We start from the raw sequence: 25,805 nt of genomic DNA on the forward strand, positions 1-25,805 counted from the left end.
TTCAAAAATTGTCTATATGCGCTTTACAAAGCTATTTAATTCTTAAATATTGGTTACTTTGAAGCATTTTGTTTTTTTACAATCTCCAGCTTGCAGCTCGCTCTCTTGCCTTGATAAATGCCGAATAAATTCCTGCTCTATTTATCAAATCGTTATGTTTGCCTTCTTGAACCAATTTACCGTCATCAATCACCAGTATCTGATCGGCTTTTTTCACAGTTGAAAGTCTGTGAGCTATCGAAACTACCGTGTGTCCTTTGGACAATTCCTCAATCGCGGCCAAAATCTCATATTCATTTTCAGGATCAACGGAGCTGGTCGCTTCATCCAAAAGAATAATCGGTGCATTTTTAAGTAATGCTCTAGCAATAGAAATTCGTTGTTTTTCACCACCGGAAAGAGAACTGCCACCCTCACCTACCATGGTGTTATAGCCATCAGGAAGTTCCATAATAAAATTATGGCAACGAGCCTTTTTAGCGGCTTCCACTACTTCTTCATGACTTGCCTTAGGATTTGCAAAGCGAATATTATTCTCTATAGTATCTTGAAAAAGATAAACATTTTGGAAAACAAGTGAAAGATTTTTCAGTAAACTTTCTACTTTATAATCTCGTATATCCCTATTTCCTAATCTTATTTCACCACTGCCAACATCATAAAAACGAGAGATCAAATTGATTATTGTTGTTTTCCCGGAGCCTGACGGTCCTACGATAGCTGTCTTTGACCCTTGTGGAATAGTAAATGAAAGGTCTTTTAAGACAGAATTACCTTTGTCATAACTAAAGCTCACCTTATCAAAGACGATATCCTGATTTTCCATAACTTCTAAAGAGCCGTCACTTATTTCAGGAATATCTAAAACCTCATCCAAATATTGCATATTGGCAGGATTTTTAACCATGAGGACGGCTGCATTTTCAAGTTGTTTTAAACCGCCGAAAATCATAAAGCCGGCAGCCGAAACGGTAAGTGCATGTGGTAATAAAACTTCCCCTTTCGTATAAAGATAACAAGAAAATAATGTAACAAGAAGACTCGAAAGATTAATAACAGTAGAAAAAATTCTCGTACAAATAACAAAGACTATTTCAAAATGTACTTGAGAAAGTCTGAGCTCCTCAGAAGCATTATTCAATTTAGAATGAATTTCTTCAACAACACCTTCCTCTGTAAACGGAAAACTGCGAAGCACAGGAATCCCGCTAATGCTGTCAACTAACGCATCACCGAGCTTTGTAATCGCTGCATGTTCACGTGCAATCTCTTTTTTTGCCAGACTAATCATAAGAGACACGCATAGCCAAATAAGAATTAAACAAATTAAAGTTAAAAATCCAATTTTAGTATTTACACCGAACATCCCAACCAACAGGAAAAAGGATATTGAAATGCCTGAAACAGCAAAGTCGATACTCATTGCAGAGTAATTTTCAAGACTCTTCATAACATTGGTAAATGCCGCCATAATTCTTGATAGGCTTTGTTCTGCAAAATATCCCATAGGCGCCTTTTTAAGTTTTTCGCCAACTTCCAGTCTGTAGTCCTTGAAAATGCCAAAGAAAACACCGTCACTAAGACCGCTTTTCGCCCAGCCTGTCAAAAAATTAAAAAGAAAGGAAGCAAAGAGCACTCCAAAAATCGTCCAAATATGGTCTCCGGTTGTTTCATTCATCCAACCGAATGCAAGAAAGAGAGCGAAAAATGCAAACAGCATGGAAGCATTTTGTAGAAAAATAAGAAACATTCCCGCCTTAAGACGATTTTTATACTGTCCTGCCAGTTTGAATGATAATTTTATAAACTCCATGTCTTACGCCTCCCCTAAATATTGTTTCCAAAGGCTTGCATAAAGCGGCTCTTTCATCAGTTCTTCATGTTTCCCCTTGGCGATAATTTTACCTTTATCAATGAGAATGATTTGATGTGCCTGCTTGATGGTATTTAACCTATGAGCAACCATCACAAGATTTTTCCCCTTTACGAGATTCGATATTGCTTCTTGGATGAGAGCTTCGTTTTCAGGATCGGAATAAGCTGTTGCCTCATCCAAAATAATGGTTGATGCAGGTTTCAAAATTGCTCTGGCAAGAGTTATTCTCTGTCTTTCACCGCCCGACATGGCTCCTCCTGCTTCTCCCGCTTTGGTATCATATCCATTAGGAAGTGCCATAATAAAGTCATGGCAATGAGCCGCTTTTGCCGCCGCAATAATTTCATCTTCGGTTGCATTAGGCTTGCCAAGACGAATATTATCTCTAATACTTACGTCAAAAAGAAAGTTATCTTGTGAGACAAAAGAGATCTCTTCCGCAAGCTGCTTAAAGGAAATATTCTTTGTATCAACATTACCAATGGAAATTTTACCCGATGACTGATCCCAAAAGCCTGCTAAAAGCTTTGCAATGGTAGATTTTCCGCCACCTGAAGGTCCGACAAGCGCAGTCACTTCTCCGGGGCTTGTTTCAAAAGAAATATTATGCAATACCTCAGTTCCGTCATGATAAGAAAAACTTACATTATCAAATTTTATCCCCTTGCCCCTATCTATAGTAACTTTATTTTCCGCATCAGGACGTTTTTGGACAGGCATATCAAGCAATTCTTGTATGGATGTCCAAGTATTAGAAGCCATCTGAAAAAGTTCAAAACTCGTAATGATTGCAAAAGCCTGTGGAAGAATAGCAAACGGCAGAATAAGTGATAAAAGCAATGTTTCAATGCCTATTTGCCCGTTCCCATATAAATAAAAAGCTAAAGGCAAGCTCACTATCTGTGGTGTCATCATTGCAGCCGTCATCAGTGCTTTGCCAAACCAACTTTGCTTCCACCATTTCATCGTTGAAAAATGGTAGAATTTTACCGCATCCGCAAATTTACCATACGAAGCTTTGTCTTGTGCAAATGCTTTGATTACAGGAATTCCACGAACATATTCCGCACTTCTGTCGGCAACATTGGCATAACTTGATAACCACACCGCCATTCTACTACGGTATTTATACATCATTGTAATCATTCCGACAAAAATAATTGGTAGTGGCACAAATATTGATAATCCTATGCGCCAATCTAGATAAAACAAAATCACTGTGCAGAGTATCGGATGCAAAAGCCTGCTCGGTAGCTCCGGCATAATATGGGCTACCCAGTCTTCCATATCTGCTACTCGATCCATGATAATTACCTTAATTTTACCTACAGGATTATCCACCAAATACCCCATTGGAATTACCTTTAATTTTTCAAACAAAGTCTGCCTCAGTTTTGCAAGTATGGAAAAAGAGGTTTTATGTGAAATAGTTGTGCTAAATCCTGTAAATATAAAGTACAGGAGCAGTGATCCTATTGCAAAAAAAGCATATTTCAATAGTGTTTGAAAGCCGACCGGGTTACCCCCTGCATTTTTTATAAGCCATCCTGCTGCATAAGCACTAAAGAAATAAGTAGAAAAACTAAAAAGCTCTCCAATGCACGCAAAAATAACAGAAAGTCGCATCCTACCCTTATACTCAGGCGCTACACTCATAAGCGCTTTATTTAAACCACCCATACTGATTTTAGGCTTTTTTTCGCTTTGCTCTACATCCCTTTCGATTCGCTGCATAATCTCATCGGGAACATCCAAGTTTAGACTCTCTACCTCTCTTATTAAATTTTCATTTTGCTTGCGTTTCTTGCTGTCCGAAGCAGAGCAACTCAACTCATCATTTTTTTCTTCATTCACTCATCTCCATTTCAGTTAGCTTGTACTAACTATTAGTTTAAAAAAATTACCTTTTATTTCTTTCTAATAAACATACGCTTCCGTCAAACTCGACTTCTCCACCAAGTTCCGATAAAGCTTGGAGCGGGTCATCAGTTCCTCATGACGACCTATGCCATTCACCCGTCCGTCTTCAAAGACGACAATTTGATTCACATTTTCAATCGACTTCATCCGATGGGAGATGATGACCACGGTCTTGTTTTTCATCAATGTATTCAAACTCTTTTGAATGGCCATCTCATTTTCCACATCTAGGGAAGCGGAAATTTCGTCCAGGAGGAGGATGGGGGCATCCTTTAAGAAGGCTCGGGCGATGGATAGTCTTTGCCTTTCACCGCCTGAAAGCTTGCTGCCGTTCTCGCCGATCAAGGTTTGGTAGCCCTCGGGAAGTTTTACGATAAAGTCGTCGCAGTGGGCCTTCTTGGCCGCTTCCATGACTTCTTCATCACTGGCGTCTTTGCGGCCAATGCGGATATTTTCCATGACCGTTCCATTAAAGAGGGTCACATCCTGAAAAACCATCGAAATCTGCCGATAAAGGCAGTCCGGAGCGATGTCTTTTAGGGAATGACCGCCAATGGTAATTTCTCCCCGGTCAACATCGTAGAGGCGTGAGAGGAGACGAATCATGGTGGTTTTACCCGACCCGGAAGGTCCAACCAAGGCCGTTACTTCCCCCTGCTTGGCCGAGAAATTTACCCCATTCAAAACCGGATTTTTTCCATAAGCAAAGGAGAGGTCCTTCACTTCGATATCAAAGTTTTTCAGTTCCACTTCCCGTCCCTTTTGAACCGGTGTGTTTTGGAGTTCCTTGATACGATCTACCCGAACATCGATGTCGAAGAGTTCCGCGATGTTCATGCTGACGCCCTCCATGGCGGAGGTCAGGCGAGTGGCAGCGATCATATAGCCAATGGCATAGAGGGCCGACATCTGGCCCTTGAGCATAAAATAGGCCACCGTCAGGATCGTGCTGGCTAGAGCTAATTTGACAACGGTCATGGCCGACATGACCGGGATGCCCTGGCCCACTTCGGCTTGCATGTGCATTTTTTCGGCCGCCCGTATGGCCTGGTGAATTTCCCGTCTTTTCTCGCCCACCAGATTGTAGGAGCGAATTTCTTGCTGCATTTCGATGGCATCTTGGATAATTTCCACATTTTTTCGGCTTTGGTCATAGAACTTTTTCACAAAGCTTTTTTGATAGCGTTTGGAAAGCAAGATGATGGTAAGGCCAACTGCCGTGGGGATAAGAATGGCCAGGCCAATCCAAAAATGACTGATTAAAATCATGATGAGCATGAGGACTAAAAAGATCCCCGCTCCGATGGCCTGGGGTACCGCATGGGAAAAAGCATGCTCCATATCCAAGACATCCTGCATCATGGTCTGGGCCAGATCGGACAAATCATGTTTGGCAAAATAGCCCAAGGGGAGTTCTTTCATGGTGTCGGCAATAGCAATACGCATGTCCCGGGATTCCGCGTAGGTCGTGTTGTAGGTAGCCCGATACTCAAAATCCAAAGTCAAATACATGAGAACCACGATTACGGCCATGGCCAAGAGATAAAAGGCCGGATGGCTTAGCTTTCCATCCGCCAAAAGGTCCTTAGCAAAGGCAAAAAAGGTCATCATAGCCGCCATGTAGGTAATGTTTACACAAAAGGAAGCGATCGATGCTCGTATCATGCCCCTCGCCCCTTTTTCAGTAAGGGCAAAAGTTTCTTGTAATTTTCTTTTCATCAGGCTACCCTCCAGTCATTGGCTTGGGCATAAAGGCCCTGCAGATAGGCATAACGCCCATTTTTTTCCATTAAAGCCCGGTGGCTACCCCGCTCGATAATCTTACCTTCATCCACGACCAGAATTTCATCCGCCTGGCGAATAGAAGAGAGCCGGTGGGCAATCATGATAACGGTTTTTCCCTTCATAAGATTGCTGAAGGCCTGCTGGATTTCATATTCATTTTCCGGGTCGGCTGCTGCCGAAGCTTCATCCAGAATGATGATGGGGGCATTTTTCAGGATGGCTCGGGCGATGGCGATGCGCTGGATCTCACCCCCAGACAGGTGGACGCCCTTGGAGCCGATCCGGGTCTTTTCTCGGTCAGGGAACTTGTCCAAAATATCTTCACAGCGTGCCAGCTTCATGGCTTCCATGACTTCATCCCAAGAAGCCGCCGGATTGCCGATTTTGACATTGTCGTAGATCGTGGTCTTAAAGAGTTTGGCATTTTGAAAGACCATGGCCAGCATCCGGGTTCTAGCAAATTCCGAATACTCCGACAAAGCCCTGCCACCAATGAGGATTTCCCCCTCCTGAACCGGATAGAAGCCGGCAATGAGCTTAGCCAAGGTGGACTTGCCTCCGCCGGAAGAGCCGACCAAGGCGTAGGTCTTTCCCCCATCCAGATGAAAGCTCAAGTCCTCTAAAACCTTGTCTTTTTCATAGGCAAAAGAGACATGTTTGAAGTCGATAGCACCATCCACAGCTTGGTCAACGGAGCCGGAGGCCAGCTTGCCGGTCTGCATTTCCTGAATCAGGCTTTCGATCTTATCAATGGAGGATGAGGCCAAGTAGGAATGCATGCCCACATACATAATCTTCATGAAAGCCATGAAAATTATGTCGCAAAAGAGGACATAGAAGATGGCCTTGGTCAGGTAGAGTTCAGGATCTTCCCCCCGAGCCAGGAAAAAGAAGGCCAAGGGGATGAGCAAAAGGTAAACGGCGTTAAAAAAGGTTTGGAAGGTCACGTAGGGAACACGGCAGGACATGCTGTAGGCCAACACCTTTTCTCCATAGCTGGCGATGGAGTCATAAAAATTCTTCATGGACTTGACGTTGGCATTAAAAATCTTGACCACACCCATATTGCGAACATATTCCACAGCATGAGCTCCCATGGACTCCTGCGCCTGCATATATTCGCCCATGAAGGCGGATTCCCCCATCATCTTGCTGCCAATTAAGCCACCAACAACGATGGTCAAAACCATAAAAACGCAGAGCCGCCAGTCGATCATGCCGGCCAAGACAAGACCAAAGAGGGGGACAAAGAAGGCTGCGGCCAAATCCGGCAAGAGATGGGCCACGCTGGTGTGGGTTAAGGCTGTATTATCATCCAGCATCTTGCGGATTTTCCCGGATGGATACTTGTCAAAAAAGGCCGAGGGAGCCTCCAAAAGGGCATCCATACCGGCTTTTTTTAAGTTTGCCTCCAGACGGAAGGCGATCCGATGAGTGGCCATGCAACCGATAAAATTGATTACGGTGTAGGCCAGGGCACAAAGGCAAAGGATCGTGACCAAATGGCTCAGGCCCTCTAGGCCGGATGCGACCAAAATCTTTTTTAAAAATAAGTAAATCGCCTGGTACTCGGCAATGAGGGCAACAGAAGATCCGATAATAAGTAAGAAGGCCAGGATGAGAATGCCTCCCATGCCGGGCACGTAGGGTTTCATTTTTTTGTAAACGGACATAGAAAATTCCTTTCTAATTAGGCTCAAATAAGCCTTCAAAAAAACGATTCGTTCGTTAGTATCAACTAACACCGGGCGAAATTTTTTATGTAATCATCTTGCCTTCCCGCATATAGTCCAAAGCAAGCTTCATCATAGCCACAAAAAGCGGCCGATTTTTACGGAAGACTTCCCGGGCGCCTAATATTTCTGATCCCAACATGATGGTGTTCATGAAATGGAGCAGGAGGTCGGAATAGAAATATTCCATACCTTTTTGCGATTCCGTTCCAAAACTTTCTTCAAACATGGCCTGATTATCCTTCTTCAATTCCTGAAAAAGATCCCTCAGAGTCTGGTTTCTCTGGGAGGCCTGAAGATAGATAACATAAAGGCTCATCAGGTCGCTTTCATCCAAAACCTTATCCACCATCATATTGACTACACTTTCGTCGTCCCATGCCGAGGCTTGACCGACCGTCTGCTTTATGATGTTAATGCGGTAGGCGATGCCTTCAATCATGAGGTCGTAGAGGATATCGGTGGTAGAGGCATAGTAGTGGTAGAAACCGCCCTTGGAAAGGGAGGTTTCTGCGATGATATCTTCCATGGTGGTTTTTTCAAAGCCTTTTTCTAGGAAGACAGATTTAGCCGCTTCCATAATTTCCTTTTTACGCTCCCTTTTTGATTTGATCACTCGCATCATTTCCTCCATCGACGGTACCGTCTATCCTGTTATCTAATGCTAACTCTCAATTTTTCTCCTGTCAACTATCCGCCGCCCCGTCTGAATCCGAGTTTTAAAAATTCACTTGCTTATTTTTTGCAAAATATCGTTTAACAATAAAAGCCACTCCGCAAGGAGTGGCTTTAGAGATTGAATATGTCTTTGGAGGAGCGGGTCAAGTCTTGCTTGGAAATCAATGAGATTCCTCCTTTGACTTCCGCGCGGACGTTTGAATCATCCCCGTCCCATGATGGATAAGATTCGTTCAAATAGCATTTGCGAATAGGTATCTTTTTGCACGAAATGATTCCAATCCAGGATATCTTCTGCGTTCATCACTTCTTTCGGTAACTGCAAACGGCCGTCTTTTAGACTGATGGAAGGAGAAAATTCCAATACATCGTCTCTGTAGCGGATGGTGATTTTCGCATTCGGGGCGATATCGCTCTGATTTTGGCAGATAAAGGTAGTGCCCGTAGAGGAGACGTTGTCCAAATAACTATTCTCCACTTCTTTTAATTTGCCCTCTTTCGTCGATTCCAATTCTTTGAGGGAAACGGAGGCATTCTCGTATTTCGGAATGACCAGATAACACTCCTCACCGATGAGGTAAGGCGTATGGTTATCTTTGCTCTCTTTTATTGCTAGGAGCAGCCGCGGATCTTCATAGTTGGTAAATACGCCTGTCCAGGCTTCCAGTTTGGCAAGGGGGGCTTTCAAACTCGTCTCGTCAAAGGCGGATCCGAGATAGAGGATAAAGGCTTTGTGTTTTTCATCCTTGGGATCGATACCGAGACGTCTTGCCATGCGCAGATACGCTGGAGAGATCGGATCGGAATCAAATCGATTCGCGCGCAGTTTCAATGTTTGCGGACTGCGTCCCATCATCATGCCGGTATACGACGAAAAGATAAAGGTGGGGCTACCCACTTCATCGATATAGATTTGATGCGTCTTTGATTCGAAATGGTCCCACAGTGCATTAAGAATCAGGCCGGTGCAGTTGTTTGGATTATTGATATACGATACATCAGTGTCTGTACTATAGTAGATGTTCGTTTCTGTCTCCTGCGCCTCCCGTAAACTGTCTTCAATGACTCCCAGAATCTCGTCCTTTCCCACGCCGAAATGCTTCATGAGCGCCGCATCATCCATGCGCTTGCCGTCCGGAAGTGAAAAGTTGAACACGGTGAACTTCGGGTACTCGCCAAGCCAGGCATTGGCTTCGCTAATTTGGACACTGAGCACATTCGGATCTTGGTAGACGGAAAAAGAAGAATAGATCCCGATATCGTTGCCCTCTATATTCTTCTTATTCGTCTCGTATTGCTCCTTCATGTTGTTGACCATTCCGTCAATCTTAGCGTTTGCCGCTTTTGCATCCGCCGAGTTCAAAAGGATTCTTGGCACGTGGAGACCGAGCGCATCGCCTTTGGCAGAATCGATGTATTTTGTATCGATGAAATCCTTCCAAATCTCGCGGTCCTCCACATACGAGGACATGGATCCGATCGTTGCCCCGGTAACCGGCTTCACGTTTTCTGTTCCTTTCAAAGCCATCTTGTTGGGATCTTTCTCCTCGTTGGTTGCGGTTTTAACGGATTCTTCCACCACGGAATTTGCTGCATCGGTATTGTCCGTTCCGCTATTCGCAGGCTTCTTTTCTTTGTTGCATCCGGAAAGCAGCACCGCCGCCAGCATAAAAAGAAATAAGCGTTTCGTATTTGTTTTCATGATATCCTCCATGGTAAGCCTTGACACGAGCGTTGATTCCGAATGAGAAAGAGGCCGGCCGGATGCGCATCCAACCGACCTCTCGTCTACTAGGACATAAACGTTGCCTTATTTTATGGTTATGCTGCGGATGATGGTCTGCACGTCGTCATCTTCCAGATTAATTTTCTGGCCCTCCACTTCCTTAAAGAGTACCACCTGCAACTGGTGTGGTTCCTTCAACAATAAAACCGTTATGGGATAGTCGAAGCTTTCCGCTGTAAAACCTTCCCATGTGTAGTCTCCAATCGTAACCGGGTCAATATCCTTCGTATTTTGATACGCTGCTTTAGGTGAAAGCATCTGCGTATCCGGATCACAATACGTGATAACCACCGCCGGGCTCCCCATTGCCTCTTTCTCGCCTTTATAAATATATGCCGAATCTGCTTTTTCCTGATTGTCTACAAATTTCCATCCTTTCGGAACCTCTACGGAAAGTAGTTTTGTTTGATAGACAGCATTCTGACTTTTCTCCGACGTCTCCACTGCCTTTTTTCCCTCTCCGCTATCTTTGTGGCAGGAGGACAAAAAGGGGAGCAAGGCGATAACAAAAAGCAAGGCTACGATGCGATATGTTTTTTTCATTGTTGTGAACCTCCTTAACAGTCATTCTCCATTTTCAGGGGCAGAAAGAGCATCACAACCCCCTTCTCTATGGTGATGGTAGCAAAATAAAAGAAGCCTGTAATCATCCAAAAGGATGATGACAGGCCTCTCTTACCTCCTTTTCCCGTTCCAGCTTTGGTCAACATACCGTCTGTAAAGCGTGGTAATATAAAATTACAAGTTAGCGATGACAAACTAAAAGTTGAGGTGATGGAATATGATTATGCATGATTGGAACAGCAATAAAAAAGACGTCATTCTGCTGATCCATCCGATGCTTTCGTCAGCAAATGGAATGAAAACTTACGTTGCCGACAATATCGGGAATGGATACCGCTACCTCGCGCCGGATCTTTCCGCCCATGGTGATGCAGTGAAAGATACCTACAAAAGTGCTGTAGACGAGGCAAAGCAAATTCATGCTTATCTGGTGAAAAATCAGATTCTGAAGCTTAAGCTTGGCTTTGGCGCCTCCTTGGGAGGGGTAATTCTTCTGCAGCTTCTCAAATATGACGATATTCAGTTTGAGCATGTGTTCTTTGAGGGAACGAGCTTTTACACAAATGCGAAACTTCTGGAATGGATCCTCCGATCCGTATTTCTAAAAAAACATAAAAAGGCCGTGGCCGATCCGGCGCTCAGTGTAAAAAAGATGGCCTCCCTGTTTGGAACGGAAGCCGCCCCGCTTCTGGCAAAGCATTTTATTGCCATGAGCGAGGAAAGCATAAGGAATATCGTTCACGACTGTGCCTTCGTGGAACTGCCGCCGTTGTCCGATACGCTTCAGAAGAATTGTCTGTTTGCCTATGGTGATAAAGATTTCGACTACAAGAAAGCAAGGAGAACGCTCCCGAAAACATATCCTCATGCAGGAATGAAAGTGTGGGGAGGTTATGGGCATTGTGAGAGGATGACGAAGGATCAAGAAGGTTATTGCCATGACATCGAAGGCTATATTCGTGCATAAATACAATGCGAGATGAGGTATTCAATGAAGAAAGAAAAAACAGCCATGCTTTGCGACGTCATCGCAAATGTCATCTTCATGATTGGAGATTGCCTTGTGGATGCGTTCGGAGCAGGCCTGAACGCTTTTGATCTGCTCATTATCGACCTGTGCTGGTGGCAACACAGCAAACCCAGACAGTTTCAAGGCATTAATGGCGGGAAAATTTATCTTGGTGCAAAGAAACATGTGAAGGCTTTTCTGAGAACTATTCCTGTTTTTGCTGTGTCAGCCCTGCTTGTTTCAGGGATATTGCAGATTATTCAATAGGAGGATACAGCATGGATATATTTCGAGCAATTCTTGATGGAATAGCAATGGCCGCAATATTTAACGGAGCTGCGGCAACTGTAGTTTTGATCAATCCAAGATATTTCTTCGATTCTTACCCGAAAGCGATACAGAAAGCCGCACCAAAGCAAATGACCAAAGAGGAGAAGCACGTTAATTTTATATTCACTATCGTGGTTATGGGCATCTGCGCGGCATATGAAATCATCAGTAATGTGCACACAGGCATCACCGGATTCTGGCCCTTATTCTGGACTGGATATATCAATTGGAATATTGTAAATTTCGGAGACTTTTTTCTTCTGGACTGCCTGTTATTTCAGGGGAAATATAAAGGCCGTATTGTCATACCGGGGACAGAAGGCCATCCGGATTATGAAGTTGGAAACTGGATGAAGCATCTTGGACTCCGAGAGCATTTTCTGCTGTGGCCATTCATCCTGGTTCCGATATATAGCGCGGTACAAGCCGGGATTATTATGCTGGTAAGAGTTGTCCTTTGAAGAATCGATCAGTCGGGTGTACGGTGATGCCTTTAAGCGCCGGATTCACAACTGTTTGGAATCTAGTTTGGACAGAAGCACAACCGTCTCCACGTGTATCAAGACTACCCTGATGATAACCCTACATCAAGAAATAGGTCTGCACGCTCGTTGCACGATGGAAGTTGGCAAAGGGGATGTCGTTGGAGGATAAGTGTCTAAACCTACTGCAAACTGAAATTTAAGCACGGTAAAGCACTTCAAATTCCTCGCAGATCACATTGCTGTTTTCATGAAAACTTATTCCGTATTCTTCAGCTTCTTTTCTGAAGAAATTTTTATGAACCTGTCTCCAATAAGATAAGGATCTGTCGCCCTCGCCTTCTTTGAAGGCATGTTCTGCTGTTATGTCACAGAATGGTGCTGTGTATACCTTAATATTTCTTATAATGCAAACTGCTTCATCCGCTGAATTCAGGATGATACTGATATCATCCACCTTGGGCTCCGGCTCATCCGGTTCGAATTCATATACTGCCGCCTGTGAGCAGGTTGCAGTCTTTATCCCCATACAGACTAATTCTGCCAGTTCATCTGCTTTATCGCCAAACTGCCATGCTTCATACGATATGCTTTTATCTATATCATATTTTTCACAGTATTCTTCCCAGATTTCATGTGGTGTCACTTTATCTTTTCCTCCGGTAAATTCTAATTTATCTAATTGCTGCTCCGATCTTCATGTTCAATCTCCACTCAGGCACTTCATCATCATCCGCCCAATATTCATCAAGTTCCGAGATCAAATTATCTTTGAATTTTATAAAGCTGACGGCATGGAATGACGCGCTCTTGTCTTTTGGGAAAACACGCACAGCTGTGATAAATGTTTCTCCGGCTTTTTCAATACGCTCTATCTCTCCATCCCATTCGCCCGGATAATCACAGTTGACTTTGATATACTCCTGAACACTAAATTTCTCGTTTGTGCAATGCCAACGGATAACGGCATCCTTGCAAAAATAAGCTTGCAGGGCTTCTCTGTTCTGGGAAAGCACATCCCGCCAAAAAGCTTTTACGTCCATCGCGCGCCTCCTATTTTTGTTTCTCAACCTGTCTCCGATTAACAGAAAACATCCAAACCACAGCTTCAAGATCTGACATCTAAATCACTGCTTCCACCCTACCAGAAAAACATCCATCCCACCCACTCAATTTGGCAACATCTAAATCGCTCACTCAAGCCTCCTCAGTTTCCTCTCGATAAGTTGGAACAGAGGGGTTTTGTCGTAATTTTCATGCCTCGATATAACAGTCATTTCCCTGAAAAAGGCTGTAAATACAGGCCTTCGTGGCGTCTTATGACTTCTCCTTTGACATCAATACCACACTCTCCGCCGTCGGCGGCTTTCCGCTCAGCCTGCGCTTCGCTTGCCTTCGCGGGCCGCCTTGGCATGAGACCTACATCTACTCTCACATCGATTAGCTACGCTAATCGCGTGAAAGTAGTGTTAAGGCTTCGACATGGCTCGAGGGGGCAGTATAGATAAATTTCCAAGTTTTTCAAAAGCCTCGTATGTGGGAATATGTCCATAAATGCTAGAAACTATTAAGGTCTTAAAGCAGTAATTGGTATTACGTAGACACTATCCTCTCTTTTATAAGCAAAAGGGGCTTTTGCACATAAGACCATCATAAATGATGGATTGGGCATATTATTTGTATCTATTTTGGATGCTAAGTCTTTTAAAGTTTCAGCACCTTCTTCAATTAATTTATCTCCACCGAGTTTAATCTCGACTAGACCATAAGCTCCATTTCTTAGATGAATCACGGCATCACATTCTAATCCGTACCTATCTCTATAGTGATAAACTGTTCCATCTAAATAGTCTGTATAAATTCTTAAATCACGGATACATAAGTTTTCAAACAAAAATCCCATGGTATTTAAATCATCTAGTAAATCCTTAGGACCTATACCTAATGATGCCGTTGCGATAGATGGATCTGAAAAGTATCTGGTATCTGTTGTTCGTATGGATGTTTTCGACCTTAAATTTGGATTCCATGCAGGGGAATCTTCTATCACAAATATTTTTCTTAAGGCATCCAGGTAGGAATAAAGTGTTACCTGATCAAATGTATCTGATTGATTAGCTAACATATCTTGTCGAATCGTTTCTAGCGAACTTTGTGTTCCTACATGTCTTGCATAGGATTTAAGTAATTTCTTAGCCTTTTCTTTGTCTCTTTTTATCGAATCCACCCTACTTATATCGGTAGATATGACAGCATCATAATAATCTATCGCTTGAAATAAGGCTGTTTTTTCATCTAAACCAATTGCTTTTGGCCATCCACCTCTACATATAAAAAAGGCTATTTCTTCAAGACTCGTTTCACCAATAGCCGAAATATTTTGACCTTCAAATAAATCTTTGAGAGATACTTCTCCATTCGAATCCTTCGATTCATATAAACTCATAGGTCGCATTAAAAGCCTAGAAATTCTTCCTGTACCTGTATGCATAGACTCGTCAAGTTCATTCGGTACTGCTGAACCAGTTAATATAAATTGACCAAATTCGTCCCTATTATCAACCTCATAGCGCACCGCATTCCATATATTAGGTGCTATTTGCCACTCATCAATTAGTCTTGGGGTTTCTCCTTCAAGTAAAGTACTCGGTGAAAGTTCTGCCATTTGCTGATACTGTCTCGTCATATCAGGTCGGTCCATAGATATAAAGCTTTTTGCCTTTTGTTTTGCTGTTGTTGTCTTGCCACACCATTTAGGACCTTCAATTAAAACTGCTCCTTTTGCGTCTAATCGTTCTTCCAATAATTTATCTACAACTCTATGTAAATACTTTTTCATTATTTCCTCCCATACTCACTACTTAAGTGGAGTTTATCACTTATTCAAGTATTTATCCAATTTCAATTCAAGTACTTGTCCATTTTCTGTTCAAGTATTTGGTCATTTATTGTTCTATATTTTTATTCAAGCACTTGTTCGTGTCCTATTTTCTTATATTTAAGATATAATACTTTTGGAACAAGCCCTTGCCATACGTGGTGGGGCTATTTTTGCAATCAAAAGACCCGACTTGGTCCACTTTAATAAGCAGCCTGTCGGGTCCTGTTCAAGTTTATTCAAAAAAATTATTTCCTCACCAACAAGGCAATGGCCTCAACTTGTTCATCATTGCCCAAACTTATATTCAAATTATAATCCCTTTTATATTGATTTTTTCTTACGGAATAGAAGAAATTTCTAGATTTCTTATAATCTTGATAGTTTAAACGCAAAAGCAAAATCTGTTAAGATGCTTTTTGAGCAATCATTACACCGATCGGTGCAAGACCTCCATATATCAATTTCATTTCAACTACTGAAAACCCATATTCCTCAATAAAATCAGAGAATCAAGTTTTTGATTCTCTTCATACATTCATTATAGCTTTTATCATCCATTTTATTTGCCCCAAACAGCCGCTGCATTCGACCTTACAAGCAGTTCTTCCACAGGCAGACAAATCGGACAAATATCATGACAAGATAACGACTTCCCGCATCCTTCAAAAAATCTCTTCTTATATTCAGCAGAAATCTCATTCAAATGAGTGCTTTCCTGTTCTTCATTCAGAATCCGAAATGCGTTGACTGCAGCAACAGTGCCTGCGAAAGTCCCATTTGCAGAGAAGTTAGGACACACTTCAAGGCAACAGCCACACATCAGACAGCGTGCCGACTGGTATCTCGGTTCATGTGTCCACGAACTCATATAAGCTTCACTTTCAAGCCAAAGGTTCAGTTTTTTCAAATTTTCAAACAGATTTGACCGGTCAACGATCAAATCTCTTACAAGCGGAAATTTGCTTAAAGGTTCCAAGATGATTGTAGAACCTTTTAACGTATGTAGAAATGTAGAGCATGCCAACCTCGGACGTTCGTTAATCAGCATGGCGCAAGCCCCACATTTTCGCACCATACAGCTACATTCCCAGCTGATGGGAGTAACTATGTTTCCTGAGTTATCTTTCAAAGGGGTTCTACTGTTCAATTCCTTTAGAACAGTGGCAACAGAGCTTTTTTTGCTTCCGTCATACTCAAATTCCTGCCAATAACTGTCTGATTTCTGACTCTCCTGCCGCCTGATTCTTATTTTATATACCAAGTGAATCACTGCCTTTCTGGAACAGGTACAAAGGAAATCTGTATCTGCTTTCCATCAAATCTGGCTACCGTTGTTTTAAGGTAATCATCGTCATTGCTCTTCGGATAATCCTCCCGCCAGTGTGCACCACGGCTTTCTTTTCTTGCAAGAGCACTCTTTAGAACTGCCATGCCAAGCAATGGAAGATTTCCTGTAAGCGCTTGTACCGTTTGAATCCCATTTAACAACGTATTCTCATTTCTGACAACGCCCATAGTCTCCTGCATCACTTTGTTTAATTGCTTTATTTCTGAAATTTGAGACGCTGGCGGAAAATCTATCTGTGTCGCACAAGATAGATCTACTACATCTGCCTGTTCGCATGCTGATTTTGCCGCAACACGCCCTCCGTATAACGCTCCTAACAGAGAATTTCCACCAAGACGGTTGGCACCATGATATTGGGCACAGCATTCTCCGGCAGCGCAAAGATTCTGAATCGGCGTTCTGTGCTGCTCATCCACCAGAATGCCTCCCATAAAATAGTGAACTCCCGGTAAAACAGACACCGGTTCCTTTCGTATATCTTTATGCAGATAGGTCATACAATCGTCTGCCAGACCAGATAGCTTATTTGAAATAATCTCCTCCGATATTTCCGTCATGTCAAGAAATACCTCTGATTCATGGCTGACCTTCCATATCTCTCTGGCGGTAATATCTCGTGGCATCAGATTTCCAAGCTCCGGGTATTTTTCCTCCATGAAATACCATTGTTTTCCATCTTTCATGGCAAACAACCTGCCACCTTCCCCTCTGGCCGCCTCGCTGATGAGCATGCGTTTTCCACCACATTTCACAGTTGTCGGATGATACTGGATCATCTCGCCATTTGCCAGAGGAACACCAAGCCGAAACAATTCTGCGGTGACTTCTCCTGTATTGCTCAGCGAACCCGTTGTATTTCCAAACAATCCGTGCATACCACCGGTGGCAACAATAACCGCATCCCCCGGTAATTCCACAGTCTCCTGACTGTATTCATCCCTGATTACGCAGCCACAACAAATATTGCCACACAGACGAAGTGTTAGGAAAGAATGATGGCTGAACCGTTCTACCATACCAGATGCTTCTTTCCTGCGAATAGCGTCTATCATAGCTGTCATGATCTGCTTCCCGGTATCGCTCTGTGCAAAAGCAGTCCGTTTCTTTTTCTGCCCGCCAAAATTCCGCAGATCCACATCATTATAGCCACTCATGTTAAATTTAACTCCAAGTTTTAGCAGCCAGTGCACCAGCTCCGGTGCTGCCTGTGTCATTCCCCAAACTGCATTTGGATCTGCCAGACCACATGCTGCCTTTATTGTATCTGTAAAATGTTCTTCGGGACTGTCGTTTTCATCTTTTGTATTCAAAGCTGCGTTGATACCGCCCTCGGCCATAACAGACTGTGCCCGCTCTGACGGAAGGGAGGAAACCAGTTTTACATTGCATCCATTTTCCGCTGCCTGCAAAGCCGCTGAAAGTCCTGCCAGTCCAGCACCTATAATAATAATTGTCTTACTCATAGATATTGCCACCGAATATAATATAAAATAACCGCTCCCGCTATAAAAAGAAGAAGCACCGAAAGGATCAAATAAATATCACTCCTTCGTTCTTTATAACTGATGATTCCCAGTGATACGAGCAATGGGCGGATATTGATAAAAATATGAACAAAGATTGCCGCTACGAACAAAAGCTGAGTTACCATCTTTACAGTTGTAAAAGGGAACAAAATATATGTCCCATTCTGCACCTTTCCAAACAAGCCAATATGGAATAACAACAGAATCAGTATTGCCATCCCACTGGCTCGTCTCGCCCAAAATATGACGTTTTGTTTCAGATACATTTTTCCTGATTGCTTCGCTGTCTGTAAACTCTGAACCGTCAGGATGACACCAATCACCGTATGCACAACAAGAATACCAACACCAATCCATGCAAGAAGTTTCCCTGCACTACTTCCAACTCCGTTCAGCATAAAGCTGCCCATGATTCCATGAATCATAAAAATGAGAAGCATTAAAATAGACAAAATCGTATTCCATTTTCTCATAAATTCCCGCTCACCTCATTTCTTTGCTGTCCATAATCATATAGTCCATCTGTGTTAGCGTTGTAACGTCAATAAAATCATCCGATGACAGGAATACATCATACTTTCCACTTACCACTCTTGATAGCATCATTGTGTTACTGTACTCTTTCAGATCTACGAAAAAACCGGCCTGTTTCAACCTATCACAGAGTTTCTTAGCATAACTGACAAGCGGATAATCCGTCTCAGATACATATAACCGAAAACTAATGTCCGTTTTCATGAGATCTGTTTCATTTGTTTTCGAATCGTCCAGTGCCAATTCTTTTAATTTATTCCGGGTGTTCTCATTGTCGAGACCATCTGACATCATATTAATACCGAGAACATAAGAGCCTTCCAACCGTGCGGCGGCTTGGGCAGCTTTTTTTGCTTTCGGTGTTACTCCTGTGACTGCATCAATCATAGAGGGCGGTGAGTGCAAAAGTACACCGAAACCTGCAAGAAAAACAATTGTAACTGCTAACAGAATCAATTTCCGTTTCACATTGCCACCTTGTTTCTTATTTTTTTAAAATCCTCATTGCGTTCAAAACGGCAATTATGGTAACGCCTACATCACCAAATACAGCTTCCCACATTCCAGCTATACCCAGAGCACCAAGGATCAGGAACACACTCTTAATTCCAAGGGCAATCACTATATTCTGCATGACAATTTGCTTTGTCACTTTTGCCACATCAATCGCATCCACCAGCTTAGATGGTTCATCTGTCATCAGAACCACATCCGCAGCTTCAATGGCCGCATCTGAACCAAGACCACCCATTGCGATACCAACATCCGCACGAGCAAGGACAGGAGCGTCATTGATACCATCCCCAACAAAAGCTAATTTGCTTCCCTGTCTCTTTTTACTGTCTAAAAGCTCAACCTTTTCCACTTTTTGATCAGGAAGCAGTTGTGCATAATATTCATCCAACTGCAATTCTTCCGCAACAGCCTTTCCGATTTTTTCATCATCACCAGTAAGCATGACTGTTTTTTCCACACCGATATGTTTCAAATCAGAAATTGCTTTTTTGCTGTCCGGCTTTACTTCATCTGTTATCAGAATGCATCCGGCATATTGACCATCTACTGCTACATAAACCTTTGTACCAACTTTTTCACAGGCTGTGTACTCCACATGCTCTGAATCCATAAGTTTCGTATTGCCAGCATAAACTTTCTTCTTTCCTGCCATGGCACTGATTCCATATCCGGAAATTTCCTTGTAATCAGAGATAAGTGATTGGTCAATTTCTTTTCCATAAGCAGAGAGAATGGATTTTGCAATAGGATGGTTAGAAAAGCTCTCTGCCTGGACCGCATACTCCAGAACCTGTTCTTTTGAAAATCCATTGGCAGACAGAATATCAGTCACATTGAAAACACCCTTTGTAAGTGTTCCAGTTTTATCGAACACAATAATGCTGACATTATTAAGCGCCTCTAAATAATTACTTCCTTTTACAAGAACACCTCGTTTAGATGCCGCACCAATACCTCCGAAGAAAGTCAGCGGGATTGAAATGACCAATGCACATGGGCAAGATACCACAAGGAAAACAAATCCTCTGCGAATCCACTCTGTCCAACCTCCACCAAGAAGGATCGGTGGCAGAATTGCCAAAATAGCTGCTAAGATTACAACAACAGGAGTGTAATAACGTGCAAATGTAGTAATGAAATTTTCTGTTGGTGCTTTTCTACTGGACGCATTCTCCACAAGATCAATAATCTTTGAAGCAGTAGATTCACCAAATACTTTCGTTGTCTTAATCGTTAAAACACCTGTCTGATTCATACAACCGGAAAGTGCTTCGTCTCCTTTATGAACGCTTCTCGGAACCGATTCTCCAGTTAAAGCCCTCGTATCCAGCATAGAATCTCCATCCAATACCACACCGTCTAATGGGATTTTTTCACCAGGCTTTACAATAATAATCTCGCCAATGGCAACACTTTCAGGAGATATGGTAATCAATTCTCCGTTCCTTCTGACTGTAGCACAATCCGGACGTATATCCATTAAATCTGATATAGATTTTCTGGAACGCTCAACAGCCAATGACTGGGAAAATTCACCAATTTGATAGAACAGCATAACAGCAACTGCTTCCGGATATTCACCAATGACAAAAGCACCAATCGTAGAAACGCTCATCAGGAAATGTTCATCAAACACACGTCCCTTTGAAATATTCCTCACAGCTTGCCATACAACATCCCCGCCAAGAATAATATAGGAGACAATGAGAAAAACTAACTCGACAGGCAGTGGCACTTTCGCAAAAACTGTCAATGCCATACCAATACCATAGATTGCTGCGCCAATCGCTAAACGAATCGTCAACTTCTTGTCCTCATTGTTATAGGATGTATTGGTATCCTGTTTTTTTGCAGGTATATAGTCTTCCTGTGCAATTTCGGAAACTTCTACATCTGGCTCATGGCTGTGGACAATCGTTTCAATCTGACTGGCTATTGTATTTGCGGCAACTGGAGCAACATGGATTGTCAGCGTCTGCTTCATCAAATTTACAACTGAGGATTGTACTCCATCCAATTCTCCGACTTCTTTTTCAATTTTTGCAGAACAATTCGGACAATCCAATCCTTTTAACGAATAACTCTTTGTAACATTCATAACGGTTTCTTCCTGAACTTCCACATCGGGCTCATGACTATGAACAATCGTTTCAATCTGACTGGCTATCGTATCTGCGGCAGCTGGAGCAACATTGATTGTCAGCGTCTGCTTCATCAAATTTACAACTGAGGATTGTACTCCATCCAATTCTCCGACTTCTTTTTCAATTTTTGCGGAGCAGTTCGGACAGTCCAACCCTTTTAATAGAAATATGCGTTTCATGATAATATCCTTATAATTTGTTTAATTGCTCAATTACTCAACTATAATATTAAAAAATATTGTTTCTGCTAAAGATGCTCAAATCCCTTGTCAATAATCTCTTTCACATGATCATCTGCCAGCGAGTAGTAAACTATCTGTGCTTCTTTACGGAATTTTACCAGATTCGCTAGGCGTAATGCCTTTAACTGATGCGAAATTGCAGATTTTGTTACCCCCAGTAGCACTGCAAGATCACATACACACATCTCACTCTGTTCTAGAGCGTGTAAGATTTGTACTCTAGTTCCATCTCCAAATAGCTTAAACAAAGAAGCCAACTGGATATAATCATCTTTTGGCTGCATCTTGGATTTCACATCATTCACAATATCCTCATGAATTACATCGCAATTACAAATATAAGACGTTTTTGACATATATTCACCTTCAAATAATAATAGTTGAACAATTACTGAACTATTATTGTACTTATTTCTAAATTTATGTCAATAAGCTGATGTTAGTTCCCCATAAATTTTACGATTAAAACCTATCGCTTGGGATGGTCAGTGAAATTTGTTGTTCGCCGCTACAAGATCTCGAAAGCCTCTCTCATGCGCTGGAATCGTCGTTTTGACGGAACGATCGATTCCCTAAGAGACCGCTCACATCGTCCAAAAACGCCGCATCCGAATGCCCATACACAGCAGGAAAAAACCTGGATAAAGAATTTCATCCGACGAAGTCCAACCATCTCCCTCATAGAATTGTACGCGAAACTCAAGTTTCAACGTGGCTATCAGCGTCATCCATGCTCCCTTTTTCGTTTTCTTCGAAAGCAAGGTTTCTACAAGGAAAAACCGACAAAGAAGAAGGCATACGTGCCAAAGCCTTACGATACACCGAAAAATCTGGGCATAAAATGACAACTCGATGTGAAATATGTTCCCAGGGCCTGCTATGTAGGGAAAATGCCCGACAAGTTCTATCAATACACAGTCATTGACGAAGCCAGTAGGGAGCGATTTATCTACGCCTTCCGCGAGCAGTCTTCCTACTCCAGTGTGGAATTTATCAAAATGGCCATCAAACATTTTGGCTATCAACCAAAAATCATACAGACAGATAATGGCTTTGAATTTACCCATTTCCGTGAGACACAGCGAACGCACCCCTTTGATCTTTATTGCCAGGAACAGGGCATTGTCCACCAGCTGATTCGCCCAAGGACGCCGAGACACAATGGCAAAGTAGAACGGAGTCACCGCAATGACAATGAGCGCTTCTACGCGCGCTTGTCTTTCTACAGCTACGAGGATTTACTGGTACAAATGAAGCGCTATTTATATAAGTCGAATCGGTTGCCTATGCAGACCTTGGGGTGGTTAACGCCTATGGAAAAACGTGCCCTATTGATGGCGGGTTAACCCGCCATCAATAGGGTAGCATACAGGAAATTCTCTCTCCTGTTTTTGGTCTCACATCATTTACAAATGTACAGGATTATCATTATTAGCTATCGCCCGTTATGGAATACCTTGAAGAATAAGGAAGTCTCTCAGTACAGGTTATTGCAGGCCGGAATTGACAATAAAACATTGGATAGATTAAAGAAAAATCAAAACATAACTCTTGCTACATTAGAGAAATTATGTGTTGTTTTAGATTGCTCACCCAACGATGTTGTTGAATTTATAAGTAAGTAATCCGTGGTGGATAGAAGATGTGCATGTTTTGTCTTAGTCGCTCTCGATCAGCGCAGCATGTCTTAAATGAGCCTTTTTAATTTGCTCAATGGACCACGGCTTCCTAATTTTCTTTTTTCCATAAATCCAGCATTTTGAAGTGCGCAAAAGCTGTTTTTATTGCTTCCATCTTTTCTTCGGGGCACTGCGGGATAACTTGCTTTTCTTTTTTGCTCACGTTATAGTTTCCCCTCTTTTCCAATCCAAATTTTTCCTTGGCTTGACCAATATATAGGTTGCTTACCTTAAAACCGTACTCCTTCATAATCCACGACTTTATCTCTTCATAAGTAGCGTCTTTATAAGGTATAATCTCATTTTCTCGGGGTTCGTACGCTATAAGGATCTCCTTCTCGATTTTTTGGTGGGACAAAAGAGCAACAGTCTCAACATGGCTCGATTGCTCCAGATGGATGTCAAATAATCGGGCAATCCACGGAAAATCAGTCCGTTCGTTCTCGGAAACATATCCACACCCATTTTAACCTCAAAATTGCCATTTTCTCGACCGCGCTCGTTCTCGGAAACAGGTCGATGTGCTTGTTCCTACTATAATAAAGCAACCGCACAGATTTCCCAATCGCCTCAAGACTTCGCTCTGAGGGAATATGTCCGAAAACCTGTGATTTCCCATCCACTCAACTCTACTGCTGCCGGAAGCGATACTTGCCTTTTCCGTGTCCGGTTTTAGATCGTCAATGTCCGGTTTTGCAGTTTCAATGTCCAGTTTTTCTGTTTCCTTAAAAGTGCCGCTGCTATGCAATGTCCGGTTTTGCAGCGGAAAGAATACCGCCATCGTTCTGGTGTTGCCCTCACCGAAAACATAGATCTGCCACAGTCTGGAAACAAAAAACGCAAGGTGGTAGATGATCTCATCCGGCGTGGGAATAGATACCAGTAAACAGCTTTCTGTGAATGGAGATATAGTCATTCGGCGTAAAGCTGAAGGCACGCTCGGATTCTTTGATATATTCCTTAAATGGATCGTTGTTCACTCCATATCGCCTCGCTTTTTTGCCCATGCCATAAATCCATCCTTACCAACGAAAAATACAAAGCGATGCGCTCCTGCAAAAGTCCTTTACCACGAACTTTCTTACCAAAGAGCACAAGATAAACGAAGGCGAAATTCCGCAGTACTACGTCTCCGGAAACCACGAAGCCATCATTGAACCGGAGGTGTGGGAACTCGTACAACGCGAGATGGAACGGCGCAAAAACGAAAAGGAAGACACAGTGGCGTGAGACTTTTCTCCGGCCAGGTCTACTGTGGTGAATGCGGAACAAGGCTCGGTTCAAAAGTCTGGCATTCCAACGACAAATACAAGCAGGTCATCTGGCAATGCAACAGGCACTGCAAGACCAGAGCGAGTATCAAGCAAAGTACGAAGATCTGGCACGCTTCTACAATGAAAAAAAGGCGGCCTTAGCGAAGGTCGAAGGAAAGCTCAAAAAGATGCAGGCGACCATAGCCGATACCAAGTTCTGCCTGAAGCAGCTACAAAAACAAGACAGGCTTCTGCAAACATTCGACGAACAGAGCTACTGTGCTCTTGTAGATCACATCACGGTATTCAGCAAAGAAGATATCCGCATAACCTTCAGAAATGGCAGCGAGATTTGCTCTTAGCCGCCGTTATTTCATCATCTGCTCAAAATAAGAAATGAGCTTATGATATTCTGCCGTCTGTAAATCAAGTTTCTCATATCCATCTTGTTTGATCAGAAGGACCGTCCGGCAGACTTTCAGTAATAGTTCGATGTCATGCGTAATAATAAGTGTCGGGCGACCTTTGGCAAGTTCAAAGATAAGCTCGGCGATTTTATCCATGTGCATGTAATCCAAACCGCTGGTCGGCTCATCCAAAATAAGAATTTGCTTTTCACTCAAAAAAGCATTGGCGAGAGCCAGCCTTTGCTTTTGCCCGCCGGATAAGTTTTGCGGATGCTCGCTGCGTTTATTCCAAAGATCAATATGCTTAATGATCCAAGAAACCTCCGCCAAATAAGCATCGCTTATTTTTTTGCCGTTTGCGAGCGCCTCGTTTTCTACGGTATCAAAAAACAGCTGGTAGTCTACATCCTGCATCATGTAGTAGGTATTTTTCAGTCGTTCTCGCTGAGTTTTTCCCCATGAAATATCTTGCTTCTTGCCGGCAAGTCCGCAGAGAACACGACCTAAACTGCTTTTTCCGATACCATTTGTGCCGACAATCCCCATGATTTCATCGGAATGTAAGTCGAAGGATAAATTCGAGATGAGTTCTTTTTTGCCTACAGAGACATGAACATCCTTCGCAGAAAAAACACGCTCACCTGCCTTTGTCGTGTTGTGCGGAACAAGTGCGGAAAAATCTATCGCTCGAAGTCCCAAGTCTTTACAATCGGATGATTTTAGTTCGCCCGCATCAAATTCTTTGATAAAAGTTCCGTCTTTCATGACATAGAGCTTATCGTAGAGATCCTCCAAAAAATATAGTCGGTGTTCGGCGATGATGATGGTTCTACCCGACGCTTTGAGCAATTTCAGGATGCCTTGCAAATCTCGGATACCTTCTTGATCAAGGGAAGCTGAAGGCTCATCAAAGAAAATAATCTTTGTGTCATAAACTAAGGTAGAGGCAATAGCTACCCGCTGTTTTTCTCCGCCGGAAAGTTCATTCAAATTTTTATCCATTAAGTGAGCAATGCTCATGTACTCAAAAGCTTTCTTCACCCGTTTTCTCAGTTCCGCCTGCGGCATGCCGAGGTTCTCTCCGACAAGGGCGACCTCATCTTCTGCCTTGC

General features: G+C 42.8%; 26 protein-coding genes and 1 pseudogene. 8 read left to right on the top strand and 19 right to left on the bottom strand.

The window, feature by feature from the left end; genetic code table 11:
• Positions 1 to 76: 76 nt before the first annotated feature.
• The 7 genes from BN98_RS07425 to BN98_RS07455 form a co-directional block, all read right to left on the bottom strand.
• Complete coding sequence (locus tag BN98_RS07425) at positions 77 to 1,813, bottom strand: ABC transporter ATP-binding protein (protein WP_019189357.1); 1,737 nt, start codon at positions 1,811 to 1,813, stop codon at positions 77 to 79.
• 3 nt (positions 1,814 to 1,816) lie between these two features.
• Positions 1,817 to 3,730 (bottom strand): ABC transporter ATP-binding protein, encoded by a 1,914-nt coding sequence (locus BN98_RS07430; RefSeq protein ID WP_019189356.1) that lies wholly within the window; start codon positions 3,728 to 3,730, stop codon positions 1,817 to 1,819.
• 63 nt (positions 3,731 to 3,793) lie between these two features.
• Positions 3,794 to 5,515 (bottom strand): ABC transporter ATP-binding protein, encoded by a 1,722-nt coding sequence (locus BN98_RS07435; protein ID WP_019189355.1) that lies wholly within the window; start codon positions 5,513 to 5,515, stop codon positions 3,794 to 3,796.
• Complete coding sequence (locus BN98_RS07440; RefSeq protein WP_019189354.1) at positions 5,515 to 7,254, bottom strand: ABC transporter ATP-binding protein; 1,740 nt, start codon at positions 7,252 to 7,254, stop codon at positions 5,515 to 5,517. Before BN98_RS07440 ends, BN98_RS07435 begins: the two co-directional genes overlap by 1 nt.
• An 85-nt stretch (positions 7,255 to 7,339) precedes the next feature.
• The gene (locus BN98_RS07445; RefSeq protein WP_019189353.1) at positions 7,340 to 7,936 is read right to left on the bottom strand and encodes a TetR/AcrR family transcriptional regulator; all 597 of its coding nucleotides are present in this window, start codon (positions 7,934 to 7,936) and stop codon (positions 7,340 to 7,342) included.
• A gap of 258 nt (positions 7,937 to 8,194) precedes the next feature.
• Complete coding sequence (locus tag BN98_RS07450; RefSeq protein WP_019189352.1) at positions 8,195 to 9,694, bottom strand: hypothetical protein; 1,500 nt, start codon at positions 9,692 to 9,694, stop codon at positions 8,195 to 8,197.
• 108 nt (positions 9,695 to 9,802) lie between these two features.
• Complete coding sequence (locus BN98_RS07455; RefSeq protein WP_019189351.1) at positions 9,803 to 10,321, bottom strand: hypothetical protein; 519 nt, start codon at positions 10,319 to 10,321, stop codon at positions 9,803 to 9,805.
• Positions 10,322 to 10,559: 238 nt separating this feature from the next.
• Here BN98_RS07455 and BN98_RS07460 point away from each other — a divergent pair, with 238 nt between their 5' ends.
• From BN98_RS07460 to BN98_RS07470, 3 genes are read left to right on the top strand one after another with little or no spacing between them, the layout of a single operon-like run.
• Complete coding sequence (locus BN98_RS07460; protein ID WP_019189349.1) at positions 10,560 to 11,309, top strand: alpha/beta fold hydrolase; 750 nt, start codon at positions 10,560 to 10,562, stop codon at positions 11,307 to 11,309.
• 24 nt (positions 11,310 to 11,333) lie between these two features.
• A complete protein-coding gene (locus BN98_RS07465; RefSeq protein WP_019189348.1) occupies positions 11,334 to 11,618 on the top strand; it encodes a hypothetical protein in 285 nt (94 codons plus the stop codon).
• Positions 11,619 to 11,629: 11 nt separating this feature from the next.
• Positions 11,630 to 12,142 (top strand): hypothetical protein, encoded by a 513-nt coding sequence (locus BN98_RS07470; protein ID WP_019189347.1) that lies wholly within the window; start codon positions 11,630 to 11,632, stop codon positions 12,140 to 12,142.
• Positions 12,143 to 12,362: 220 nt separating this feature from the next.
• Here BN98_RS07470 and BN98_RS07475 read toward each other — a convergent pair whose 3' ends face one another.
• The 9 genes from BN98_RS07475 to BN98_RS07510 form a co-directional block, all read right to left on the bottom strand.
• On the bottom strand, positions 12,363 to 12,809 hold the full coding sequence (locus BN98_RS07475; RefSeq protein ID WP_019189346.1) for an ASCH domain-containing protein: 447 nt from the start codon (positions 12,807 to 12,809) through the stop codon (positions 12,363 to 12,365).
• A gap of 28 nt (positions 12,810 to 12,837) precedes the next feature.
• Positions 12,838 to 13,206 carry a hypothetical protein gene (locus tag BN98_RS07480; RefSeq protein WP_019189345.1) on the bottom strand — a complete coding sequence of 123 codons (369 nt, stop codon included), beginning with the start codon at positions 13,204 to 13,206 and terminating at the stop codon, positions 12,838 to 12,840.
• Positions 13,207 to 13,730: 524 nt separating this feature from the next.
• Complete coding sequence (locus BN98_RS07485; protein WP_019189344.1) at positions 13,731 to 15,002, bottom strand: ATP-binding protein; 1,272 nt, start codon at positions 15,000 to 15,002, stop codon at positions 13,731 to 13,733.
• Positions 15,003 to 15,603: 601 nt separating this feature from the next.
• Complete coding sequence (locus BN98_RS08255) at positions 15,604 to 16,314, bottom strand: succinate dehydrogenase/fumarate reductase iron-sulfur subunit (RefSeq protein ID WP_019189343.1); 711 nt, start codon at positions 16,312 to 16,314, stop codon at positions 15,604 to 15,606.
• The gene (locus tag BN98_RS07490; protein WP_019189342.1) at positions 16,311 to 17,855 is read right to left on the bottom strand and encodes an FAD-binding protein; all 1,545 of its coding nucleotides are present in this window, start codon (positions 17,853 to 17,855) and stop codon (positions 16,311 to 16,313) included. The genes BN98_RS08255 and BN98_RS07490 overlap by 4 nt, the downstream gene beginning before the upstream one ends.
• The gene (locus tag BN98_RS07495) at positions 17,852 to 18,391 is read right to left on the bottom strand and encodes a hypothetical protein (RefSeq protein ID WP_019189341.1); all 540 of its coding nucleotides are present in this window, start codon (positions 18,389 to 18,391) and stop codon (positions 17,852 to 17,854) included. The genes BN98_RS07490 and BN98_RS07495 overlap by 4 nt, the downstream gene beginning before the upstream one ends.
• 10 nt (positions 18,392 to 18,401) lie before the next feature.
• Entirely contained in the window at positions 18,402 to 18,920 is a 519-nt protein-coding gene (locus tag BN98_RS07500) for a DUF6921 family protein (RefSeq protein WP_019189340.1), read from the bottom strand.
• A gap of 16 nt (positions 18,921 to 18,936) precedes the next feature.
• Positions 18,937 to 21,291, bottom strand: a complete 2,355-nt coding sequence (locus tag BN98_RS07505; protein ID WP_019189339.1) for a heavy metal translocating P-type ATPase — start codon at positions 21,289 to 21,291, stop codon at positions 18,937 to 18,939.
• Between the two features lie 68 nt (positions 21,292 to 21,359).
• A complete protein-coding gene (locus BN98_RS07510; RefSeq protein WP_019189338.1) occupies positions 21,360 to 21,710 on the bottom strand; it encodes an ArsR/SmtB family transcription factor in 351 nt (116 codons plus the stop codon).
• 105 nt (positions 21,711 to 21,815) lie between these two features.
• Between BN98_RS07510 and BN98_RS08355 the strand changes: the two are divergent.
• Positions 21,816 to 22,700, top strand: a pseudogene (locus tag BN98_RS08355) (DDE-type integrase/transposase/recombinase); the annotation flags it as partial.
• 66 nt (positions 22,701 to 22,766) lie between these two features.
• Complete coding sequence (locus BN98_RS08260; protein ID WP_195891114.1) at positions 22,767 to 22,979, top strand: helix-turn-helix domain-containing protein; 213 nt, start codon at positions 22,767 to 22,769, stop codon at positions 22,977 to 22,979.
• Between the two features lie 103 nt (positions 22,980 to 23,082).
• Here the strand turns inward: BN98_RS08260 and BN98_RS08615 are convergent, their stop codons facing one another.
• Both BN98_RS08615 and BN98_RS08700 read right to left on the bottom strand, forming a co-directional pair.
• Positions 23,083 to 23,283 carry a hypothetical protein gene (locus BN98_RS08615; RefSeq protein ID WP_242826690.1) on the bottom strand — a complete coding sequence of 67 codons (201 nt, stop codon included), beginning with the start codon at positions 23,281 to 23,283 and terminating at the stop codon, positions 23,083 to 23,085.
• A gap of 607 nt (positions 23,284 to 23,890) precedes the next feature.
• Positions 23,891 to 24,013, bottom strand: coding sequence for a hypothetical protein (locus tag BN98_RS08700; protein WP_338045875.1), 123 nt, complete (start codon positions 24,011 to 24,013; stop codon positions 23,891 to 23,893).
• 133 nt (positions 24,014 to 24,146) lie between these two features.
• On the opposite strand from BN98_RS08700, the gene BN98_RS08770 reads away from it, so the two are divergent.
• From BN98_RS08770 to BN98_RS08430, 3 genes are read left to right on the top strand one after another with little or no spacing between them, the layout of a single operon-like run.
• Positions 24,147 to 24,263, top strand: coding sequence for a recombinase family protein (locus BN98_RS08770; RefSeq protein WP_242826691.1), 117 nt, complete (start codon positions 24,147 to 24,149; stop codon positions 24,261 to 24,263).
• On the top strand, positions 24,260 to 24,448 hold the full coding sequence (locus BN98_RS08775; RefSeq protein ID WP_242826692.1) for a recombinase zinc beta ribbon domain-containing protein: 189 nt from the start codon (positions 24,260 to 24,262) through the stop codon (positions 24,446 to 24,448). Before BN98_RS08770 ends, BN98_RS08775 begins: the two co-directional genes overlap by 4 nt.
• A complete protein-coding gene (locus BN98_RS08430) occupies positions 24,361 to 24,648 on the top strand; it encodes a hypothetical protein (RefSeq protein WP_019189333.1) in 288 nt (95 codons plus the stop codon). Before BN98_RS08775 ends, BN98_RS08430 begins: the two co-directional genes overlap by 88 nt.
• Positions 24,649 to 24,654: 6 nt before the next feature.
• Here BN98_RS08430 and BN98_RS07535 read toward each other — a convergent pair.
• A partial coding sequence (locus BN98_RS07535; protein ID WP_040942867.1) for an ATP-binding cassette domain-containing protein occupies positions 24,655 to 25,805 on the bottom strand: 1,151 nt, incomplete at its 5' end.

The organism is Levyella massiliensis, assembly GCF_000308275.2.
Classification (GTDB): Bacteria; Bacillota; Clostridia; order Tissierellales; family Peptoniphilaceae; genus Murdochiella; species Murdochiella massiliensis_A.

Excerpts from the sequence above, each read along its gene's own strand:
- BN98_RS07425 (WP_019189357.1), bottom strand. The coding sequence starts at position 1,813 with ATGGAGTTTATAAAATTATCATTCAAACTGGCAGGACAGTATAAAAAT.
- BN98_RS07435 (WP_019189355.1), bottom strand. The coding sequence starts at position 5,515 with ATGAAAAGAAAATTACAAGAAACTTTTGCCCTTACTGAAAAAGGGGCG.
- BN98_RS07440 (WP_019189354.1), bottom strand. The coding sequence starts at position 7,254 with ATGTCCGTTTACAAAAAAATGAAACCCTACGTGCCCGGCATGGGAGGC.
- BN98_RS07445 (WP_019189353.1), bottom strand. The coding sequence starts at position 7,936 with ATGCGAGTGATCAAATCAAAAAGGGAGCGTAAAAAGGAAATTATGGAA.
- BN98_RS07450 (WP_019189352.1), bottom strand. The coding sequence starts at position 9,694 with ATGAAAACAAATACGAAACGCTTATTTCTTTTTATGCTGGCGGCGGTG.
- BN98_RS07455 (WP_019189351.1), bottom strand. The coding sequence starts at position 10,321 with ATGAAAAAAACATATCGCATCGTAGCCTTGCTTTTTGTTATCGCCTTG.
- BN98_RS07460 (WP_019189349.1), top strand. The coding sequence starts at position 10,560 with ATGATTATGCATGATTGGAACAGCAATAAAAAAGACGTCATTCTGCTG.
- BN98_RS07465 (WP_019189348.1), top strand. The coding sequence starts at position 11,334 with ATGAAGAAAGAAAAAACAGCCATGCTTTGCGACGTCATCGCAAATGTC.
- BN98_RS07470 (WP_019189347.1), top strand. The coding sequence starts at position 11,630 with ATGGATATATTTCGAGCAATTCTTGATGGAATAGCAATGGCCGCAATA.
- BN98_RS07480 (WP_019189345.1), bottom strand. The coding sequence starts at position 13,206 with ATGGACGTAAAAGCTTTTTGGCGGGATGTGCTTTCCCAGAACAGAGAA.
- BN98_RS07485 (WP_019189344.1), bottom strand. The coding sequence starts at position 15,002 with ATGAAAAAGTATTTACATAGAGTTGTAGATAAATTATTGGAAGAACGA.
- BN98_RS07490 (WP_019189342.1), bottom strand. The coding sequence starts at position 17,855 with ATGAGTAAGACAATTATTATTATAGGTGCTGGACTGGCAGGACTTTCA.
- BN98_RS07495 (WP_019189341.1), bottom strand. The coding sequence starts at position 18,391 with ATGAGAAAATGGAATACGATTTTGTCTATTTTAATGCTTCTCATTTTT.
- BN98_RS07505 (WP_019189339.1), bottom strand. The coding sequence starts at position 21,291 with ATGAAACGCATATTTCTATTAAAAGGGTTGGACTGTCCGAACTGCTCC.
- BN98_RS07510 (WP_019189338.1), bottom strand. The coding sequence starts at position 21,710 with ATGTCAAAAACGTCTTATATTTGTAATTGCGATGTAATTCATGAGGAT.
- BN98_RS08260 (WP_195891114.1), top strand. The coding sequence starts at position 22,767 with ATGTACAGGATTATCATTATTAGCTATCGCCCGTTATGGAATACCTTG.
- BN98_RS08615 (WP_242826690.1), bottom strand. The coding sequence starts at position 23,283 with ATGAAGGAGTACGGTTTTAAGGTAAGCAACCTATATATTGGTCAAGCC.
- BN98_RS08430 (WP_019189333.1), top strand. The coding sequence starts at position 24,361 with ATGCAACAGGCACTGCAAGACCAGAGCGAGTATCAAGCAAAGTACGAA.